The 17099-nt window shown below is 56.4% G+C and carries 13 protein-coding genes; all 13 read left to right on the forward strand.

What is annotated here, in order from left to right:
• The first annotated feature begins 61 nt into the window (after window positions 1–61).
• Entirely contained in the window at window positions 62–2353 is a 2292-nt protein-coding gene (locus P0D68_RS12995; RefSeq protein ID WP_408294175.1) for a YjbH domain-containing protein, read from the forward strand.
• A 102-nt stretch (window positions 2354–2455) separates the two neighbouring features.
• Window positions 2456–3175 (forward strand): carboxypeptidase regulatory-like domain-containing protein, encoded by a 720-nt coding sequence (locus P0D68_RS13000; protein ID WP_408294178.1) that lies wholly within the window; start codon window positions 2456–2458, stop codon window positions 3173–3175.
• Window positions 3176–3829: 654 nt separating this feature from the next.
• The gene (locus P0D68_RS13005) at window positions 3830–5245 is read left to right on the forward strand and encodes an undecaprenyl-phosphate glucose phosphotransferase (RefSeq protein WP_408294180.1); all 1416 of its coding nucleotides are present in this window, start codon (window positions 3830–3832) and stop codon (window positions 5243–5245) included.
• 136 nt (window positions 5246–5381) lie between these two features.
• Entirely contained in the window at window positions 5382–6554 is a 1173-nt protein-coding gene (locus tag P0D68_RS13010; protein WP_408294434.1) for a polysaccharide biosynthesis/export family protein, read from the forward strand.
• Window positions 6551–7003 carry a low molecular weight protein-tyrosine-phosphatase gene (locus P0D68_RS13015; RefSeq protein ID WP_408294183.1) on the forward strand — a complete coding sequence of 151 codons (453 nt, stop codon included), beginning with the start codon at window positions 6551–6553 and terminating at the stop codon, window positions 7001–7003. Before P0D68_RS13010 ends, P0D68_RS13015 begins: the two co-directional genes overlap by 4 nt.
• Before the next feature lie 56 nt (window positions 7004–7059).
• Window positions 7060–9282, forward strand: a complete 2223-nt coding sequence (locus tag P0D68_RS13020; protein WP_408294186.1) for a polysaccharide biosynthesis tyrosine autokinase — start codon at window positions 7060–7062, stop codon at window positions 9280–9282.
• 75 nt (window positions 9283–9357) lie between these two features.
• Window positions 9358–10596, forward strand: coding sequence for a UDP-N-acetyl-D-mannosamine dehydrogenase (gene wecC, locus P0D68_RS13025; protein ID WP_408294189.1), 1239 nt, complete (start codon window positions 9358–9360; stop codon window positions 10594–10596).
• On the forward strand, window positions 10593–11927 hold the full coding sequence (locus P0D68_RS13030; RefSeq protein ID WP_408294192.1) for a hypothetical protein: 1335 nt from the start codon (window positions 10593–10595) through the stop codon (window positions 11925–11927). The genes wecC and P0D68_RS13030 overlap by 4 nt, the downstream gene beginning before the upstream one ends.
• Window positions 11924–13183, forward strand: coding sequence for a hypothetical protein (locus tag P0D68_RS13035; RefSeq protein ID WP_408294195.1), 1260 nt, complete (start codon window positions 11924–11926; stop codon window positions 13181–13183). The genes P0D68_RS13030 and P0D68_RS13035 overlap by 4 nt, the downstream gene beginning before the upstream one ends.
• On the forward strand, window positions 13180–14271 hold the full coding sequence (locus P0D68_RS13040; protein ID WP_408294198.1) for a glycosyltransferase family 4 protein: 1092 nt from the start codon (window positions 13180–13182) through the stop codon (window positions 14269–14271). Before P0D68_RS13035 ends, P0D68_RS13040 begins: the two co-directional genes overlap by 4 nt.
• On the forward strand, window positions 14268–15077 hold the full coding sequence (locus tag P0D68_RS13045) for a heparin lyase I family protein (protein ID WP_408294201.1): 810 nt from the start codon (window positions 14268–14270) through the stop codon (window positions 15075–15077). The genes P0D68_RS13040 and P0D68_RS13045 overlap by 4 nt, the downstream gene beginning before the upstream one ends.
• A complete protein-coding gene (locus tag P0D68_RS13050) occupies window positions 15074–16282 on the forward strand; it encodes a glycoside hydrolase family protein (RefSeq protein ID WP_091806279.1) in 1209 nt (402 codons plus the stop codon). Before P0D68_RS13045 ends, P0D68_RS13050 begins: the two co-directional genes overlap by 4 nt.
• Window positions 16279–17037 carry a WecB/TagA/CpsF family glycosyltransferase gene (locus P0D68_RS13055; RefSeq protein WP_408294204.1) on the forward strand — a complete coding sequence of 253 codons (759 nt, stop codon included), beginning with the start codon at window positions 16279–16281 and terminating at the stop codon, window positions 17035–17037. Before P0D68_RS13050 ends, P0D68_RS13055 begins: the two co-directional genes overlap by 4 nt.
• Window positions 17038–17099: the final 62 nt, after the last annotated feature.

Below are 17099 nucleotides of genomic sequence, written 5' to 3' on the forward strand. Positions count from 1 at the left end.
GGCATATAAAAGCAGGAGGTCTGAATGGTACTAACCAGGGGCAACGTGCGCAATGCGCCGAATGACCCGCGCGCAGCGCTCGCAGGGCCTCCGTTCTTCTCCGCATGCTTTTGCGTTCGCAGCAGCATTGTCATTTGCGGCGTCGGCGCAGGCGAGTGAGCCTGCGCTGAACTCGCTGGGACAGGCCGGAGGATTGGTTATTCCCTACGCTTTCGCGCTGCCCAACGGCATGGCGGAGGCACAATATAACGATTACGTCGATCCGCGGTATGGCAAGCGGGCAACTGGTTCGCAGATCTATTGGGCGGCCTTTGGCATCTTCCCGTACGTGGAAATGTCGGGGGGATTGGCGAACTATCCGACAAACGGGGGCGCGGTATTTACCAACGGAGAGCACACGATTCTCCGGCATTTGACAGCCGAAATAAAAGTAGAAGTACCTCGCTTCTTTAGATATCAGCCGTCCATCGCTTTCGGCGCGACCGACGTCGGCGGCCGGACGCATTATTTCCGCTCAAAGTATGGTGTCGCGTCGCAAGCATTCGGGCCGGCGACATTAACCTTAGGCTACGGCCAGGGTGACAGGCTCGACGGGTTGTTCGGCGGCATCCAGCTGTCGATCTGGAAGACCGGCTTCTCGCTCCTTGCTGAAGATGACGCAAAGACACCGTATGCAGGTTTGCGCTATCAATCGCCGCGCATTAGCTGGCTAGCGGACGCAAGCCTGATCGGAACGGTGACACGATCACTGCGCTCCACGGACGGCGCGTCGCCACGCACGTCGATTGCGATTGCTGTGCAGATACCTCTCGGCAGGCGCTTCGACGCAGCGCGTTGCGGCGACGGTCTTTGCGAAAAACAGCCGACGTCCGCTAGCGATACTGTGTCGGACATTACTGACGAAGAGATCATTCGACGCGACACGCTCAGGCCTGTCAGTCTGCACATTGCCGACACAGCACCCTCCCTTGCTGCAGCGCCGATCGCCTATGTGCTGCCGTTGCAGACTTATGCGTCCGCGCTGTTAAGCGACGCATCGACCGCCCCGCCGCAGAAGCAGATCGATACGTTCTCCGACTCACTGGACACCTCGGCGCTCGACGCAATCGCAACCCAGCTTTTTGCCGCGGGCCTCGAACGGGTGCGCGTGGGTATGGCGGGGCGTGATCTGGCAATCGAATACGAAAACCATCGTTATAACCAGAACGAGGCGGACGCGCTCGGCATTGTCCTCGGCGTCGCCAGTATCAATGCGCCACGTGGAACCGATAAAATTCGTGTGGTCATCAAGAAAGCAAATGAACCGCTGGGTGAATTGGCCGTGGACCGGGAAGCGTTCGCACACTTCATCAAGGGCGCAGCACCCACTGCTGCAAGCGGATCGATGACGATGCGCACGCGTCCAACCTACGACGCCGACTCCATCGCCTGGCACGGCGACGAACGCAAACATGGACTGACGCGCATCCAGATCGAGCCCATTGCGAGCTACCTGTACGGCACGGAGTACGGCAATTTCGATCTCTCTCTAGGTGCCAATATAGAAGGCTTCGTGCCGCTATGGCGTGGCGCGGAGTTCTATGCGAGTTATATCGCGCCGCTGTACAACACGAAAAACATGGACAGCGGCCGCGTCTTCAGCGACTACCGCTTACGCGGCGGCCTATCGACAGTGGCGTTGGGCCAGAGCTTCTGGATTGCGCCGCGGGTCCTTAACGTTGCGGCCATTGGGAAATTCGATTTCGATTACATCGGCGTTCAGAACGAGACGACGCTGTTCGTCCCTGGCCGCCCTGATCTGGTTCGCCTTCGGCTCGCCTATCTGCATCACGAACCCGGGCATGACACGCTGCCAAGCGAAAAGAACGCGATGCTCACGTATCGATGGGTCCAACCAGCTTGGAACCTATGGGTTGAAGCGGGTGTAGCACGCTACGTCGGCGGCGATAAAGGCCCTTTGATTGCCGTCACTCGATGGTTCGACGACGTATCAGTCAGCGTGCATGGAGAACATAGCGGTCAGGGCAGCTTCGTTGGCGCGTCAGTCAGTTTCCCGTTGACCCTGCGTCAAGGCATGAAGCCAGGTATCACCCAAGTGTACGGCTCGGAGCAGTTTGCGCTCGATTTCCGCTCACGCGTGGGCTCGACAAATTACCTGACGCCGGACGCGGCGCAGAACATGAGCTTCCCGTACAGCACCCAGCAATATCTGTTGAATCAAGGGCGGTTTAGTGGTGAGTATTTCTCCACCCAGCTCTACAGAATGCGCGATGCCTATCTCCGCTACGCGAACCCGGATGACAAAGCGAATCGACCCGACTCCCAGAGCGACAGGGCGCGCGTGGGATTCTAAAGCTGCGCTTTTGCATGACAGATAAGAGTAGTGCGCAGGCGCAGGTGAAATGCAGGTGCCATTGCCAGTTAATCGTAAGTGATTTCCACCTTGGAGAGAAAAATGAAAGTTCTAGACACTGCAACGTCGCGTATCCTTCAGTTCGGATCTATTTTTCTGGCAGCCGTGGCACTGACCGCTTGCGGCGGCGGAGGCAACCCTGCACTAGGCTCGGTTAGCGGCACCGCTGCTATCGGCGCACCGTTGGCGAACGCGAGTATCCAGTTGGCTTGCAAGAATGGCTCAGGCAGCGCCGCTGCTAATGCAAACGGTGCGTATTCGGCAGCGTTCAATTTCGACGGTCCCTGTGCCATCACTGCGTCGAGCGGCGCGGTCACCATCCACTCCTTTGCTGCCGGTACCGGCACCTACAATGTGACACCGCTCACCCAATTGCTCTTGAGCTATCTCGCGGGTCAGCTCGGAACGACCGTCGACGGGTTGCTTGCCGGCATCACCTCAAATGCCTCGTACCAGTCCGCACTGACTAATCCAACTATCATTGCGAACGCTCAGGCCGGTGTCGCTCAACTACTGAAGACGATGTACGGCATCACGCTCTCATCTTCGTCGTTCCTCACCGTTTCATTTATACCAGGACAACCGGGCGCCGACGCCGACCTCGAGACGTTGCGGGCGGCCGGCGCGATCACCAGCGACGGCCAGCCGGCAGCGTCTCTCGCTGCAGCAGCTGTCTCGGCGGGCGCGGCTTCACCGATTGCTGGCAGTGGCAGCAACGGCGCCACGGGTGGCACGGGCGGGACTGGTACGACCACCAAGTAATGCGTCAGACGCCACACGGTGGCGTCTCTCGACTTTCAATCACACCACTGATTGCCGGCAGCCCTGCCGGCTTCGTACAGCCACTTCACAGGAAATCCAGAAGCAGGACGTTACGGCACGCCGTTACGTTACGGCGCCGCGAAACCTGTGTGATTGACCGCTGCGGACGATCGCGCGCAAGCGTGAAGCCCTTGTCAGGCTTGATTCTGCAACGAGATGGCAAACTTTACGTCCTCAATTTTCATCCTGGCATATTTACTGCTTTAACCCTATCGCTGCGCAAAAGACGCAGGCAACAGAAAACGGGGAAAGCAAATGAGTATCTCTTTCAATAGCTCAGTCTGGCTCGGGGTGGGCCAGTCTCGTGGCAACTCACGCCACGGGAACGCACCGGGCGCGGCAGCACACTTTCGGCCAATGAGCGACGGCATTTTGCGCGACCGCGCAAAGCATCGGCGCTGCTGAAAGTCGTTGTGTGGCCGATCAGCCAGCAGCTCAACCATCCCCTCCGGAATCAGTAAGACCTCGGCTTCGTCGACAGGCTGAGCTCTCGTAAAAGAGGAATGCTAAAAAACAAAATCCATCTTGTCATGAGATGGATTATTCCGGGTGCGCGACGTGCGCCAGGAAAATGTATAGGACACGGCCCATAGCATGAACGCTACATCAATTGCACATGAGAGCAAGAAGTCGGCGGGCGTCCATGGATTGCTCGCGCGAGTCCTCGACATCTCGTTGATCGTCGGTGGTGCTGTTTCAGCTTCGCGGATTCGCTTCGACGATCTGACAGCGGCTCACATAGACACTGGTTTCATCGCATTTGCCGCGGCCTTCGCGCTGGCGCTCTTTCCAGTGTTCGGCGTATATCAATCGTGGCGAGGCCGCTCCATGCTTCGCCTGATCGGTCAGATCAGTCTCGCGTGGCTAGTCGTGCAAGGTTGCGGGCTGGTTCTCATGTTCTCGCTGCATCGGACCGATTTCATCTCGCGACTTTGGTTCGCCTACTGGACGGGCACGACGGGTGCAGCGCTGATCGTCTCGCGATCGTTGACGTATGCACTGCTGCGGCGCGTCCGCAATGCAGGTCTGAATTTGCGCAGCGTTGCGGTTGTTGGCCGCGGATCACATTGCCAACAAGTGGTGCGTAGCATCCAGGCAGCCCGTACCAGTGGTTTTCGGGTAACCGCCGCATTCGACGTGCATCCGGGTGAAGAACGTTCCGCCTCGAACACACCACTGTTCGATGATTTCCGCGATTTCTCCGAATTCGTTCGGGCCGAGAATCTCCAGGAGATCTGGCTTGCACTGCCTCTGTCAGAGGAAAGCATGATCTCGCGCTGTCTGCACGAATTCCGTGACGACCTGGTCAACATTCGTTTCCTCCCGGATGTGAGCAGCCTGGCCTTGTTCGACAGCAGCGTCATCGACCTCATCGGCGTGCCGGCCATCAATCTCGTCGCGTCGCCTTTGTCGTCGCACGCCTTACTGAAGAAAGATATTTTCGATCGGGTATTTGCGATCGCGGCGCTGGTCTGCGTGGCCCCTCTGATGGTTTCCGTTGCAGTCGCAGTCAAGCTGTCCTCACCCGGTCCGATCTTCTTCGGGCAAAAGAGAAAGGGAGCCGATGGACGCGTATTCACGATCTACAAGTTTCGGACGATGCGAGCCCACGCCGCCGAGCCCGGCGTCATCAAACAGGCGTCACGCAACGACCCACGGATTACCCGAGTAGGCGCTTTCCTGCGTCGCACAAGTCTGGATGAATTACCGCAATTCCTGAACGTGCTGAGAGGCGACATGTCGGTGGTCGGGCCGCGCCCGCATGCCATTGAACACGACGAACTCTACCGGACCATCGTCGACGGATACATCCACCGGTACCGGATCAAACCTGGAATCACCGGATGGGCGCAAGTGAACGGCTTTCGAGGAGAAACCGACCGCGTCGAGAAGATGCAGAAGCGAGTCGAGCATGACTTGTACTACCTGAGGAACTGGTCCTTCGGACTGGACATGAAAATCGTACTGGCAACCGTGGTACGCGGATTTATGCACCGCAACGCGTATTGAGGGAATTTGAACAGGTTTCCGCGGAGCAAAAAACTATAACAACGGCTAGCGCGTCTTGATGACTCAATCGGTTGACACATCGACGACTCCGACCAGCTTACCTAAAAAAGAAATGAACGATACGAGGGTCTATCTTATGGGACATTCGAAAACAACTCCTGAACACGGTGCCGCGCGTCAATATCGACGGCACGCACGCGGACTTTTATGTGTTGCACTCTGCTACGGACTCGTGGCATGTGCAGCCGCGCCTGGTATGCGGATGCCGACATCCGCAACCTTGCCGACGGGAAACAGCGACGCGCAAGGCGCTCAAGCGGATCTGCAAATTCCGATCGTCGACATTAACACCGCACTAATCAAGAAGCTGCGCGAGACCGCCGATCAGACGAGCACGGATCAAACGCGCGAATTGTCTGGACTGTCCGGACCTTATACGCTCGGCCCAGGCGATGTACTGCAGATTACCGTCTGGGACCATCCCGAACTCGCAGCCGCATTGGGCACGCAAAACCAGAACAATGCCCGACCGTTCGATCCTGCCCAAGGCTTTGTGGTCGACAACAGCGGCAACATACAATTTCCGTATGCAGGCTCGATTCATGTATCGGGTCTCCGTGTCGAACAGGCTCAGCAAGCAGTGTATGCAGAGTTGTCGAAGGTTTTCATCAAGCCGCAACTCACCGTTCGAGTCACATCGTTTCGCGCCAAGCAGATTTATGTGGACGGCGAAGTCAGGACGCCCGGCGCTGTGCCGGTCAACGACATTCCGTTGACGCTCTACGAGGCGATCAATCGTGCCGGTGGCTTTAGCACGACCGCCGACCAAAGCCGGATGGTTCTGGTTCGCAATGGCGTTTCACATCGTCTGAACCTTTCAAAGATGCTCGAGAGCGATCAGAACCCATCCAATATCCTGCTCAAGAACGGCGATCTGCTGAGAGTCGTATCGCGCGACGACAACGGTGTGTTCGTCATGGGCGAAGTCAATAAGCCGATCACCGCGCTACCAATGAAGAGCGGCAAGCTCACATTGAGCGATGCGCTTTCGCAAGCCGGAAGCCTGAATACCGCCAGCGCGGACGCGGCCCAACTCTATGTGATACGCGGGTCGACAGAATCACAGGCCGAGGTATTCCATCTCGACGCCCACTCGCCGGTATCAATGATCCTGGCCAATCAATTCGAATTGCAACCGAAAGACGTGGTGTACGTCGACGGCAACGGCCTCGTGCGTTTCAGCCGCGTATTGAGTCTGCTTCTTCCCGCCATCAATGCTGGTCTAACTACGGCGATTGTGACGAAATGATCGATACGGTACTCATAGTCTGTGAAGGCAATCTCTGCCGCAGTCCCATGGCGCAAGGGCTTTTGCAGCGGGAATTGTCCGACGTCGAAGTGACTTCAGCCGGTCTTTCCGCTGCCAAAGGCGCACCGATCGACAGCTTTGCGCGCGACATGCTGTCGGTTCGAGGGATCGACATGTCATCTCACGCGGCCCGGCGTCTCAACGAGCGAGTGTGTGGCGCGGCTGACCTGATCCTGGTCATGGAGTTGACTCAGAAGCAGGCAATCGAAACGTTCTACCCGACCACTCGCGGACGCGTCTACCGACTGGCAGAGGCGGAGCACGCCGATATACCGGATCCTTTTGGCCGCTCGGCGCGCATCTACGATCAGGCAATGGCCCTAATCGAACGAGGTGTTCGGGACTGGACAAAACGCATTGCGGATCTGTCCCGGGGTTCGCGTACATAACATGATGAGTTGGTGAGTCATGCCAATAAACCGCTGAAATACGAGTTCACAAAAAAATGAAAAATCAATTTTCCCGCGACGAGGACGAAATTGACATTCGTGCACTTATTGATGTCATTTTCAAGAATAAGAAGTTGATAGCTGCGGTCACTATCGTATGCCTTGTCTTCGGCGTGACGTACGCGTTCCTCGCGACGCCGATCTATCGCGGCGATATCACGGTTCAGGTTGAAGACAACTCCGATATCGCGGGCGCGGCAGCCGGTAATCTGATGAGCGGTTTGACGTCTCTTTTCGACATAAAATCGACCGATGATGGGGAAATGCAGATCCTCGACTCGCGACTTGTCACGGCGAAAATGGTCGACGAGTTGCGCCTTTACATCGACGCCAAGCCCAAATACTTTCCGCTATTTGGGGCATTCGTTGCGAAGCACAGAAGCTCGCTGTCGCAACCGGGAATTTTCGGCATAGGCGGATACGCATGGGGCTCGGAAAATATCATCGTCGATCAATTCGACGTACCTGGTGAGTTTGAAGAAGACAAGTTTTCCGTCACCGCACTGGGTAACAACCGCTATCGACTCTCGGGCAGCGACCTCGACACCGATGTCACCGGTGAGGTCGGCGTCCCATTGGTAGCGAACACGCCATCCGGGGCGGTCAAGCTGCTGGTGTCGCAACTGAGCAGCAGAGAGAACGCAAAGTTCGAGCTGAAACGCTATTCCCGAATTCAGGTCCTGGAGCAACTGCGAAAAGATCTGGTGATTACGGAGATGGGCAAGGATCAATCCGGCGTGATTGGCGTGACCTATGACGATCAGAATCCCGCGCGCGCGGCTGCAGTTCTGAACAAGATCGCCGAAAACTACGTCACCCAAAACGCCGACCGAAAGGCGGCAGCAGCCGAGAAGTCGCTTGTCTTCCTGAAGAGTCAACTTCCGGAGGTAGAGCATAGCCTGAGACTCGCTGAGGATCGGCTCAATGCTTATCAGAACCGCCACAAGGTCGTGGACCTCAGCGAGCAGGCAAAGGCCGTGTTGGGACAGGCTGTCGAGGCGCAGTCCAGTCTGTTCCAGCTCGAGCAGAAACGGAAAGAGCTCGCAACGATGTACAGCGCGCAATATCCCGCTGTGCTTGCCTTGGATCAACAGATTGCCGCCGCGCGCGCGCATATCGACAACTTCAACGAGTCGATCCAGCGACTTCCCGACGATCAGCAGAATATTGTCCGACTGAATCGAGATGTGACCGTGCAAACGAGTCTCTACGTCGGCTTGCTCAACAGCGTTCAACAACTGCAACTCGCCACAGCAAGCAAGATCGGCAATGTACGTGTGATCGACCATGCACTAGTCGCCGACAAACCGACGAAACCGAAGAGAGCCCTGGTCATCGTTCTGGCAGCCGTCATCGGGTTGTTCGGTGGAATCGGATTCGCTTTGGTCCGTTCAACGCTGTTCGGCGGTCTGACTGATCCTATGGATATCGAACGTGATCTGTCTCTTGACGTCATTGCGACTATTCCGCTGAGCGATACCCAACGTCAATTGACGCGAGTCCGGGAACGCGGTGGCCGTCGCGGTCCGTCGATTCTCGCACTGGCGCGGCCGCAGGAACCGGCCGTCGAAGCCATTCGAAGTCTCTGCACCGCGTTGCAATTCGCCCTGCTGGAGAACCCGAAGAACAACGTCATCCTGATGACCGGGCCCTCGGTCGGGATCGGCAAGTCGTTCACATCCGCAAATCTGGCCACTCTGCTGGGGATGTCCAAGAAGCGCGTGCTTCTGATGGACGTGGATCTTCGCCGCGGCCATCTGGCTGCCGAGTTCGACGTGTCCGGAAAAGTCGGTCTCTCCAATGTGCTTCGCGGCGACATGTCACTGGATGCGGCCGTCATCAAAGATGTTTCGCCGAACGTGGACTTCCTTGCGACGGGTCCGCTACTGGCGCAGCCGGTCGAACTACTGTCGTCGGGTGGCATAGCTAATCTCCTCGCGGACGTGTCCAAGCGATACGACATTGTTCTACTGGATTCACCGCCCGTCCTTCCAGTCACCGACGCCACTATCTTCGCGCCCTTCGCCGGAATTGTTCTTCTGGCAGCGCGTTCGGGCATGACCAGCAGTGGCGAGCTTCTCGAGTCCGCCAAACGAATCGAGCGCGTTGGAGCAAAAATCACCGGGATTGTGTTTAACGGCTTCAAACCAAGTCTGCGCTCCGCGCAGTACGGGGACTACGGCGGCTATGCGTACCTGAGTAATGCGTCTGACACGTAATCGGGCGACTGCAGACCATGAGGCAACCGGAAGCTTTTCTCCATTGAAAATTTATCAAGCGACGAGACCAACGCTATGTCATTCGATGTCGTTTCCATCATTGGACTTGGTTATATTGGATTGCCCACCGCTGCGGCGTTTGCCGCACGCCGAAAGAAAGTTATCGGCGTCGATGTATCGCAGCGCACAGTCGATACAATTAACAAAGGCGAGATTCATATCGTCGAACCAGAGCTGGACATGCTGGTTCACGCCGCCGTCACACAGGGATATCTGCGCGCGACCCAGGCGCCGGAGCCAGCCGATGCATTCCTGATCGCTGTTCCAACGCCGTTTTGCGATGGCAACAAACCCGATCTGAGCTACATTGAGGCGGCAAGTCGTTCGATCGCTCCTGCGCTTAAAAAAGGCGATCTTGTCGTGCTCGAGTCGACTTCGCCTGTGGGAGCGACCGAGAAGATGTCGGCATGGCTCGCTGAATGCCGTCCTGACCTAACCTTCCCACAACATTCGGGCGAACAGTCCGACATTCGCATTGCGCACTGTCCGGAACGCGTGCTGCCGGGACATGTCATTCGCGAGTTGGTCCAGAACGACCGCGTAATTGGCGGCATGACTCGCCGATGCGGCGAGTTGGCTCGCGATCTCTATCAGATCTTCGTTCAGGGCGACTGTATTCTGACCGACGCACGTACCGCCGAAATGTGCAAGCTTTCCGAAAACGCGTTTCGGGACGTCAACATCGCGTACGCGAACGAACTGTCGATGATCTGCGATCGGCTCGACATCAACGTTTGGGAACTCATTCGACTCGCCAATCGTCACCCTCGCGTGAGCATTCTCCAGCCAGGGCCTGGTGTCGGTGGACATTGCATCGCTGTCGACCCGTGGTTCATCGTCGACTCCGCCCCAGAAGAGGCCAAACTGATTCGGGCCGCGCGCGGCGTCAACGACGGCAAACCGCATTATGTGATCGATCAAACGAAGCGCCTCGCCGCGCGCTTCAAGGCACCCGTGATCGCCTGCCTTGGCCTGGCATTCAAGGCCAATATTGACGACCTGCGCGAAAGTCCGGCGATAGACATCGTCAATCAACTAGCCGACGAACACGTGGCGGACATCGTTGTTGTCGAGCCCAACGTGACGGTTCTTCCGGACGCGCTTCGTGGCAAGGTCGAGCTAACAAACCTTGCAAGCGCGATTGAAGCCGCCGATATTGTTCTGCTGCTGGTCGATCATCGCGAGTTCAAGGACATCAACCGGCGCCGCTTGCAGTCGAAGCTGCTTGTCGATACGCGGGGAATCTTCGCGTGACTGAGCATGCAAAGGCGACGACGGTGCGCCACCGCTCCAGGATCGATACGCTGGCCAGCGCTGTATCCGTTCAACGTATTGAAGCCCTGATCTGCACCGGATCGCCGGGACTGTATCGCGTGGTGGTTTTCTTCGCGATACAGCATGTCTATTCGCTCGCGGAACTCGGGCGGACCGCATCAAGCATGTCTATCGCGCAGATGGTTGCTTTCTTCACCGCGATCGGATGGGCGACATTGATACTGGTGCGCGTTCCGGCGGCTACGACCGAGCGAAGTGCCGTTTCGGCTTTCTATCACGTCGGCGCAATGAGCCTTGTCACGACTGTTTTGTGCACGGTTCTTGGCCTTGGGATTGCCGTGTCCAAAGTCATTCCGTTCGATCTGTGTGCGTTTCTTGCCTTGCTGTGGAGTTGGACTGCTTATCAGATTGCTCGCCACTACTTTGTTGCCTTGAAGCGCTATCGCGCCGCGATCGCGTTCGACGTCGCACTGATCGGTGGGTCGGCCGGCACGCTTGCCATATTTCGTTACGCCGGGCTCTCCGCAGCGGCTGCGCTGGCGACGGGACTCGGTCTGATTGCAATTGCTATGTTCGTGAAGATCGGTCGACCCGACCTGCAAATGCTGCCAAGGAAACTGGAGATCGAAGGGCTTCAGTTCGGTCTTACGAACTTTCTGTCCGGCGGCATTCCCCTGATTTTCGTTCCGGCCGCGACTGTGATGTGTGGCGCCGCTTTCGCGGGGATGCTCTCGCTGCTGTCTTCGGGGATTGCGATCGGGATGCTGCTGCCGCGGGCGATATCGATGATGCAATTGGCGGACCTCGCGAAGCGTAAGGCGGCCTTTCTGTCCCTCGACGAGTCGCTTCGCCGAATGAGCCGCTGCATCAACTGGTGCAATGGAGCGATGCTGGTCTGTAACGTCATTCTGGTCCTGTTGTTCACCGCGAGACAAGCACGCGACGCAAGCTTTCCGACCGGCGTCGTATTAGCCGGATTGCTGCTCGCGATCCAATGCGCGGTCGGCATGACGGGCGTAGCAAACAGTAGCGTCATGATGATATTCGAGCAAGGTGCTGTAACAGCGAAGATCAACGTCTTAACGGCTTTGGCGTTCGCATTGCTCGTCGCCCCCTGCTATGCATCCGGCGCGCTGACCGGGTTCGCGATGATTCTTTGCTCTGCGATTGTGATCACAGTCTGGCGCAACTGGCTGATTCGGCGTCACGCGCACTTGATATACCACCAGTATCTGACTCGTTGCCGATTGGCGGATGTTTCCAATACGGAAGTCCGGTTGCAATCACTAGTCTGTGGAGCGCCCCGATGAACGCTAGCACTATGTCAATGTCACTATCGCGTGAATCTCGATTCACGGGATGGCATTCGGTCGGCGCATGGGCGATATCACTCGCCTACCTTCTTTTTTGCGTCAGCGATACGTTTTTATCGCTCGAAATGGATGGCTCTCAGTTCGTAAAGCTAGGCGCGTTCGTCCTGCTGTCGATCGCGATTTTGCTACGCCCAAGATTTCACAAGCTCGTTACATTGATGCTGCCCTTCCTGCTAACTCTCTATATAGCGATGTGGCGAGCTTTCAATGTCGACGCCGGTGGGGAAGAATTCATGCGGTTTCTCGCACCCATGGCGATCACCGTTGCAATGTTCGCGTACAGACGCAGGCTTTCACCGGTTATCTTCATGTTCTTTGCTGTCGTAGTAAGCAATGACTTGTTCCAGTGTTACTTCTACCTTGCATATGGGCTAAAACTCCCCCTGTTTCTGCCGGTTAAATTCGACTCCGGCCTGTATCTTCGCGCGCAAGGATGGATAGGTTTCTTCTCAGAGTTCAGTTTTATTAATTTTTGTGCGTTTCTCTTATGCCGTCATCACCAGCCAACGAGGCGATCAAGGCGAGTGGCGTGGATCTTCTTGACATTTTCGCTATTGGGCGTCTCCTTCAAGATTTTTGCGACGATTGGAATGTACTTTGTCGTCGCGAGAAAGTTGACCGTGCGTTCTGTGATCGCAGCCATCGGCGGAATTGGCGTCGTACTGTTCGCATTGCTGGCGGGACTGCTTGATTCACTAATCAAGGTTGCCATGGCCAAACTCTCCTTCTACGTCGTAGCAGGCAATTCGGCTCGAGCAGAATCGTATCGCGTTATGTTTCAATCGTTGATGAAAGGCAATTTCTTCGGCGAGGGCCTCGGCTCGTTCGGTGGATCGGCCTCAGTCAAGTATCACTCGCCGCTGTACAGCATCTATCACTTCAACTGGTATGGGCTTGGAAACACTCTCACGACCACCGACACGTTTTATCCACACCTCTTCGTTGAACTCGGTGTTCTGGGCGCGATCTTATGGCTCAGTTTCATGATCCTGTATGGGCAAGTTAGTCGACGCAGGTATGTTTGGCTATTCCTAGTTGGCGCCTTCTGCTTCGACAACCTGTTCTCCTTGTCGTTCGTGTCTGCATCCTATGTCTTCTCGGCATTGATGCTCATGTATCTGTTCTCGAGCAATGCACCGTCACAAAATCGGTCCTCATCGCTCAGCCAAGAGGTTGTCGGAGCCGTGAAATGAGCGTGCGAATTCTTCAGGTTGGTCCGGGGCATGGGCAAAAAGGTGGCATCGCAACGGTGCTTTCTCAGTTGGCCACAAGCCGAGATCAATTCGAGAAGGCCGGCGTATCTCTCTCGTTCTTCGAAACGCGCGGATTCCGGAATATCGGCGGACCGCTGGCGTTCTGGATGGTCGATGTTCCGTTGTTTGCGCGATCGGCTATTTCTGTTGATGTTGTGCATTTTCATGTCTCCGAGCGGGGGTCGTTCTACCGGAAACTTGTGCTGTTCCTTGTCGCGCGACTCTTTGGGAAGCGCACGGTATTTCAGCTGCATTCAGGCAATTTCGAACAATTTTTCGATAGATCGGACTGGCTGCCCCGTCGGCTGGTCGAACTGTTTCTTCGCAAGGTTGACTGCGTAATCGCGGTTTCGACGCCTCTAGCAAATTGGCTTCAGCAATGGCGGAGAAAGGATGCAGTTCGGGTTATCGGAAATATGGCGCTTGACGCAGAGCACGGTGCGCCGGTACCTAACCGCCTTGCGCACGCGAGGCCATATATTGCATTTGCCGGCCGATTGAATGAAGCCAAGGGGCTCGATGAGCTCCTTCAAGCCGTTGCCGCTCTGACGCGGAAAGGGCGCGATATCGAACTCCGTGTGGCCGGAATCGGTGACACGCACCGCTGGAGGCATATCGCCGAATCGCACGGAATCGCCGACCGCGTGGTATTCGAAGGTTGGCTGGAAGGCGATGCGAAGCTCGCGTTTTATAGCGGTGCACGTTTGTTCTGCATGCCCAGCCATTTCGAGTCGTTCGGCATTTCTACACTCGAAGCAATGTTCTGCGGCTTGCCCGTGGTAGGAACCCGCGTGGGCGGATTTCTCGATCTCATTGAAGATGGCGTGAGCGGGTATCTCGTTGATGTCCACGATTCACGCGGGCTGGCAGAGGCGCTTTGCAAACTAGTCGACGATCCGGAGCATGCAGTTCGAATGGGCTCCGCAGGACTTGCTCGCGCTCAAACGTGCTTTAGAGCGGAATCAATTGTCGAACGATATGTTCAGTGCTATCGATACGTTGATACGCAATGCGGGAGTAAGCGATGAACCCGAAACACCTTTCCTGGCTACGCCACGTTGTGACAGCCTCGCTGTGCCTCGTCACAGCCTGCTCGGCACAAACACGTGATGCTTCGGTTCTGGATATGCCGGGTTTTCACAATCTGTTCGCCACCAATTGGGCACACGGGTTCGGTCCGGCGGTAGACATTCAGAGTCCGGATACGCAAGACCTCATTGTAGTCAATGATCCGCTATCACCTGATCAACGCGCGGTGAAAGTTAGCATTCGACGCAGCGAGAACTTTTCCCACGTCGCGAACGGCACGCCCCGCGGCGAAATGGTGTTCGCACGAGCGGCAAAAATCGTTTCTGGCCGTGAGTACCGCATAGAGTGGACCACGTTGCTGCCGGCCGATTTTGTATTCGACGACGACCAGATGCAAATCATCATGCAAATCCATCAGCCAGACATGTGGGTGGGCTCTCCGCCAATTATGCTGCAACTACACGGGAGCGATTACGTGTTTTCTGAGCGCGGCGGTTCCGATACCAGGCACGGCCACGACGCCAGCTTGCCCGGCGCAAGTTCGGACCGTGGTAAATGGGTTCGCTGGACTCTCCACTATCGACCTGATTCGACCGGCGAGCATGCGGTAACGAAATTATGGAAGAACGGCACTCAGGTCTTCGCTTCTCGCGGCGTCCCAAATGAGTACCCTCAGGAGCGCCACGCATACTTGAAGCTTGGAGTCTATAAGCCGAGTTGGCAAAACTTTCGTTCGAAAACTACCGAGACAGGTCTGTTCTATGGGCCCGTCTCGATCTCCGAGCGCGTGGAGTCAAGCGAATGACTATCCATCTGAACGCCAGCGAACTCGCCGATGCACTGATTACGCAATGCCGTGCCACGGACTATGCAGGATACGACCCATTCGATGGCCTCAACAGCGAGCTGTTCAAGAAACTAGGCCTTGGCTCTCTGCCATTCGCCAAAATAGCGTGGCTGCAACTCCATAAACGCAGTCTTGCAAACTTGCGGCCGTTAGTCGGTGTGGCGCGTCGCCGCAACCCCAAAGGTATTGCATTGATCATCCTCGGTCTTCTCGAGTACGAAAAACTGGTCGGTAACGGATCACAAATCGAGGAAGCCATTCGGCTTGCGGAATGGCTGCTAGAGGAGCGTTGCGATCGGAGCAGATGGAAGCATAGTGCATGGGGGTATCACTTCGACTGGGCCGCGCGAGCCTTCTTCGTACCCAAAGGCACGCCTAACGCAATCACGACTTGTTACATAGCACGCGCACTTGCGGCACTTGGAGACGAAACTGGCAATCAACGGTTCGTCGACGCCGCGACAGATGCCGGTCTATTCCTGAATTCACTTCACCGGAATGACGGCGGTTATTACGCATACATTCCAGGCGAATCCGCGTTCGTGCACAACGCCAACCTTTGGGCAGCCGCCGTTGTCGGAGAAACGGCGAAACGGATAGGCAATAGCGCTCTGATGCAGCGTGCGCTAAGCGCCACCCGAAGCTCAGTCGCGGCGCAGCGCGGGGACGGAGCATGGCGCTATGGCACGCGCGATCATCATTCGTTCGTGGATGGTTTTCATACCGGCTATAACCTGGAAGCGCTAGCGGCGCTACAACAGGCGGCAGACACCAGCGAGTTTAGCGACGCCATCAGCCGCGGGATGGACTACTACCGGAAAAACTTCTTCTTGCCGGACGGCACCGTCAAATATTACGACAATAGCATTTGGCCGCTCGATACTCATTCTGTCGCTCAAGCTATTCTGACATTGCTGAAGGTGGGGGGGGCTGATGAAGATCATCGGTTGGCGACCCGCGTATTTGAAAGAGCGTTAGAAACACTCTACATGCCGGATGAACGGCGCTTCATGTATCAGAAGAACAGACTGACAACTAATCGAATTAACTACCTACGCTGGACGCAGGCATGGGCTTTCTACGCGATCGGTACATACGCGAATCGCGTCCAGTTCAAGCGCACTGAAAAGAACTTGAGTATCGCCGGGGAGAAAACACAATGAAACGAATTGAGCTATTCGGATGCCCGATGGACCTCGCCACCATGCAGGAAACCGTGCAAATCATCGGTGACCGCATTGAAGCGCGGCAGTTCACGCAGCACGTCGTTGTGAATGTCGCCAAGCTTGTCAACATGCAGACCGACAGCGTACTTCACTCATCGGTTCGCGCCTGCGACATTATCAACATAGACGGCATGGGCGTCGTTTGGGGTGCACGTCTCTTGGGTTATCCCGTGCCCGAGCGAGTAGCAGGAGTCGATCTCTTTGACCGCCTCTTGCAGATGGCGGCGACGCGCGGGTTGCCGGTATTCCTGCTGGGCGCAACGGACGAAGTCGTAGGTCGAACCGCAGCGACCGTCGCAATGCGGCATCCAGGTCTGCAGATCGCTGGTTACCATCACGGATACTTCTGGGACGACGAGGAAGGCGTAGTCGAAAAGATCCGTCATTCCGGCGCCAAGCTTCTTTTTGTGGCGATCACATCGCCAAAGAAGGAGAGTTTTATTCACCGCTGGCACGATCGCCTCGGTGTCGACTTTGTGATGGGCGTCGGCGGTACTTTCGACGTGGTCGCGGGTAAAGTGCGCCGGGCTCCGCAATGGATGCAACGCAACGGCCTCGAATGGGCTTACCGCGTTGCACAGGAGCCGGGACGTATGTGGAGGCGCTATTTCATTACAAACAACAGGTTTGCGGTAATGCTATTGAGAGCACGCCTTGCGTCGACGTTCAAGCGGATGGCGGAGGAACACTGAACATAGACGTGGATATCGGCCTTCCAATGCCCAGTGAAGGCTTACTCAAATGAGGAATAGAT

This window comes from Paraburkholderia sp. RL17-380-BIE-A (genome assembly GCF_046028085.1).
Taxonomy (GTDB): domain Bacteria; phylum Pseudomonadota; class Gammaproteobacteria; order Burkholderiales; family Burkholderiaceae; genus Paraburkholderia.